The 1,665-nt window shown below is 66.0% G+C and carries 2 protein-coding genes; one reads left to right on the top strand and one right to left on the bottom strand.

Annotated features, from left to right (window positions below; translation table 11 throughout):
• Positions 1 to 215: Lrp/AsnC family transcriptional regulator (locus tag Q0C59_RS12835; RefSeq protein WP_291216113.1), on the bottom strand; the 215-nt coding region annotated here is incomplete at its 3' end.
• A gap of 105 nt (positions 216 to 320) precedes the next feature.
• On the opposite strand from Q0C59_RS12835, the gene Q0C59_RS12830 reads away from it, so the two are divergent.
• The coding region (locus tag Q0C59_RS12830) for a proline dehydrogenase family protein (RefSeq protein ID WP_291216110.1) at positions 321 to 1,665 on the top strand (1,345 nt) is incomplete at its 3' end.

Here is a 1,665-nt window from a genome sequence, read left to right as displayed (position 1 = left end):
ACCATCATCCCGCGCCCGAGCTTGAGCGGGTTCAACCGCGCCTCGTAGCCGAGGATGAAGCCATCGCGTTGCAGGCGCTGGGTGCGTGCCAGCACGGCGGTGGGTGAGAGCGCGACCGCCTCGGCGAGCTTGAGGTTGGTGATGCGACCGTCGGCCTGCAGCAGCTTCAGGATCTTGAGGTCGATGCGGTCGGGTTCGGTGGCGTGGGCGTCCATGGCCGCCAATTATCCAGTTGGGTGGCGTTGTTTTGGTGAAAAGTTCGGCCTATATGCCATGAACATACGCAAATCCACAAACCAAGCACTGTTCCGGAGTCCTTCATGCCGCGCACCACCGACCGCCTGCCCTTCCCGTACCGCCCCGAAGCCGGCGTGCTGGCTCACCGCCTGAGCGCGCTGCAAGGTGCGCTCGACTGGGCCGCTGCGGCCACGCAGGCGGCCCCCTGGGTGCGCGCGGTGCGCGATAACCCGCCGCCGTTCTGGGCCATGGAGAGCCTGCTCAAGGAGTACCCGATCTCCAGCGCCGAAGGTCTGGCCCTCATGCGACTGGCGGAGGCGCTGCTGCGCGTGCCTGACGCAGAGACGGCGGTTGCCCTGACCGCCGACCAACTCGGACGCGCCGACTTCGATGGGGCAGCCGATTCGACTTTGGCGCGCCTGTCGTCCACCGCGATCGCCATGTCGAAGAAGTTCCTGCCCGAAGCGGGCAACGAGCCCGGCCTGATGGCCAAGCTCGGTGCTAAGACCGTGGTGGCCGCCACGCTGCGTGCGGTGCAGTTGCTGGGCCGCCAGTTTGTGCTGGGCCAGACCATCGAGGAGGGCATGAAGGAGGCGGCGTCGGCGCGCAAGCGCCAGGCCAACCTGAGCTTCAGTTTCGACATGCTGGGCGAGGGCGCCCGCACCGACGCCGACGCGCTGCGGTACCTGGCGAGTTACCAGAACGCCATCTCGGCGATTGCGCGCACGGCCGATCCCAAGCATGCACCGAGCCAGAACGACGGCATCTCGATCAAGCTCAGCGCGCTGCACCCGCGCTACGAAGATGCACAAAACGATCGTGTGATGCGCGAGCTTGTTCCCCGCGTGTGGACCTTGTGCGAAGGTGCGGCAGCCGCCAACCTGAACCTGACCATCGACGCGGAAGAGGTCGACCGGCTTGAACTCTCGCTCGACGTGTTCGAGGCGTTGGCGAAGCTCGTGGCGCAACATTACCCGCAGTGGCAGGGTTTTGGTCTGGCGCTGCAGGCCTACCAGACGCGTGCGGTGGAACTCATCGAACACGTGGCGGCGCTGGGGCGGCAACACCGACTCAAATTCATGTGCCGCCTGGTCAAGGGTGCCTATTGGGACGCCGAGATCAAGCGCGCTCAAGAATTGGGCCTGCCGGCCTACCCGGTGTTCACGCAGAAGCCGCACACCGATGTGAGCTACCTGGCTTGTGCACAGGCCCTGTTCAACGCGTCCGACGCCATCTACCCGCAGTTCGCCACGCACAACGCTGGCACCATCGCCGCCATCCTGGGCATGGCAACGAGGCAGGGTGCGCCGTTTGAACTGCAGCGCCTGCACGGCATGGGCGAAGGCATCTACCGCGAGGTGTTGAAGAACCCGGCTGTCTCGTGCCGCGTCTACGCCCCTGTGGGCGCGCACCGCGACCTGCTGGCCT

The organism is Hydrogenophaga sp. (genome assembly GCF_022844385.1).
In the GTDB taxonomy this organism is placed as follows: Bacteria; Pseudomonadota; Gammaproteobacteria; order Burkholderiales; family Burkholderiaceae_C; genus Hydrogenophaga.
Note: the sequence above shows the minus strand (reverse complement) of the source record. Positions and strands in the feature narration are given on the sequence as shown.